Genomic DNA, 2,050 nt, shown 5'->3' on the forward strand with positions numbered 1-2,050 from the left:
GAGCCCTACAAACTCGGGATAAATCCCACCGGCCAGGCCCGCACCGAGCTTCTGACGCTCTTCGAATTGGTCGAGGGCCGCCTGCTCCGCCTCGCCGAAGCCCATCGCCGCAACGATGACCGGGCGCTTGCGAGCGAGCTTATCGCCCTCCGACAAACGCTTCTTGAGCTTGTCCCCGAACCTAAAATGGAGAACAAACACAGATGAAAAAATTTATAGGATTGATTTTATTGCTCGCCGTGGTGGGAGCAGCCGCGTTTCTGACGGCAAAAAAATCCAGCACCGCCCCCACGGTTCTACGTGGCTTCGTGGGCGGCGAGAAGACCACACTTCTGGCGGATCCAGAGTTTCAGAAGCTTCTCAAGGAGCGCCACGGACTGGTGCTCGAAGCCGACAAGCGCGGCTCACTCGAAATGGTCACGGAGTCCGACACGAGCGGCAAAGACTTTCTCTGGCCCTCGTCGTCGGTGGCTCTTGCGCTCTACAAAGAAACGGGAAAGCCGCTGGTGGCGAGCGAGAATGTTCTCAACTCGCCGCTAGTGCTCTATACTTGGGCCAAAGTGGCCCAGACACTCACACAACAGAAGCTGGACTTCCCACGGCTCGTAGATGCGGCAGCGGCGGGCAAGACCTGGAAAGAGCTGGGACTCCCCGAGCTCTATGGGAAAGTGGTGCTCTACACCACCGACCCGCTGAAGTCGTCATCGGGGAACCTCTACGCCGGGCTTTTGCAGACGGTGCTGGGCACGGGAAGCACGGAGAAAGTCAAGACGCTCATCACGGCGCAGGGCTTTCAGGAGAGCAGCTCGGACACGCTGTTTACGCAGTACGTGAGCCGGGGCATCGGCGACAAGCCGGTTATCGTAGGCTACGAAGCCCAGCTCATTGACTTTGCCCGAACCGCGCCCGCACAATACGCCGCACAGAAGGGCCAGCTCCGGGTGCTCTACCCAAAACCGACTGTCTGGAGCAGCCACCCCGTGCTGGCCCTCACCACAAACGGCAAGAAGCTTATCGTGGCACTCCAAGACCCAGAGATTCAGAAGCTCGCCTGGGAGCGCCACGGTTTTCGATCTGCCACGGGCGCACTCAATGACCCCAAGGCGTGTGGCGTCGAGGGCGTCCCTGTAACGATAGAGAGTGTCGTGCCGATACCCGACACCAAGGCTATGCAAGCACTGCTCTCCGCTCTCCGATAGAAGTTTTCAGGGCCGGTAGTGCCGTTTTAGATCTGGTAGTGCAGCCGAACTTTGGCAGTGATCTGGTGCTCGGTGAGCTTGTCGGTGGTCTCCACTCCAACAATACGTTCCCCAAGCCCGTGCGCCACAAGCTGCTTTTTCAGCTCACCCTTTGCCTCGCCCGGGCCGAAGAGAAAGACCGACTCCGCTTCGTGAATCTGGGCGATGACCGCATCGTAGTACTTGCTCAGATGGGAGGCGAACTGCCTGTCGCGCTGGTTGTCTGCCGAGCCATCTTCGGCGGCGTGACGGCCCGAAAACCGAACATGGCCCCCGACCCCAGACTCGATGTGGTGTGGAGACTCGATGTGGTGCGCCTCGTCAACGCCGGATTCGATAAAAACGATAAAGGCTTCTCTATGGTCAATCCAGAGGCCGACTTGTTTCTTCATAGTACTCTCGTATGCAAGACAAACGCTCCGAGTTCCTTTCTTTTTCCTACTGCCACACGATACAGTAATCGAAACCCTATGATTGAAACGCACGTTCACTTTAACAACGACACCCTGGAGCGCGACCTGCCCGGTGTTTTAGCACGCGCCACAACAGTAGGTATCACTGATTTTGTGGTCGTCGGCTTTGACGAAGCATCCTCGGAGAAAGCCGTTGCGCTGGCTGAGACAGATGCTAGGATTTGGGCCGTTGTCGGAGTACACCCTCATGATGCGAAGCACTGGAGCGAGGCGATTGCCCAGCGATTGAGAACCTGGGCGACGCATCCGAGAGTGCTGGCGATTGGAGAGATCGGGCTGGATTTCTATCGGGATCTCTCGCCACGGGACTTGCAGTATGAGGCGTTTCGAGCGCAGCTT

The 2,050-nt window shown here is 58.0% G+C and carries 4 protein-coding genes; 3 read left to right on the forward strand and 1 reads right to left on the reverse strand.

Annotation, left to right across the window (positions count from 1 at the left end; all coding sequences use genetic code 11):
* Positions 1-207 (forward strand): hypothetical protein (locus ACH2EH_RS05760; protein ID WP_395139799.1); only part of this gene is annotated, 207 nt, incomplete at its 5' end.
* Entirely contained in the window at positions 204-1,199 is a 996-nt protein-coding gene (locus tag ACH2EH_RS05765) for a hypothetical protein (RefSeq protein WP_395139801.1), read from the forward strand. The genes ACH2EH_RS05760 and ACH2EH_RS05765, both read left to right, overlap by 4 nt.
* Before the next feature lie 26 nt (positions 1,200-1,225).
* Here ACH2EH_RS05765 and ACH2EH_RS05770 read toward each other — a convergent pair whose 3' ends face one another.
* Positions 1,226-1,630 (reverse strand): hypothetical protein, encoded by a 405-nt coding sequence (locus tag ACH2EH_RS05770; RefSeq protein WP_395139803.1) that lies wholly within the window; start codon positions 1,628-1,630, stop codon positions 1,226-1,228.
* Between the two features lie 78 nt (positions 1,631-1,708).
* Here ACH2EH_RS05770 and ACH2EH_RS05775 point away from each other — a divergent pair.
* The coding region (locus tag ACH2EH_RS05775) for a TatD family hydrolase (protein ID WP_395139805.1) at positions 1,709-2,050 on the forward strand (342 nt) is incomplete at its 3' end.

Origin of the sequence: Armatimonas sp. (assembly GCF_043760365.1) — a bacterium.
Lineage (GTDB): Bacteria > Armatimonadota > Armatimonadia > Armatimonadales > Armatimonadaceae > Armatimonas.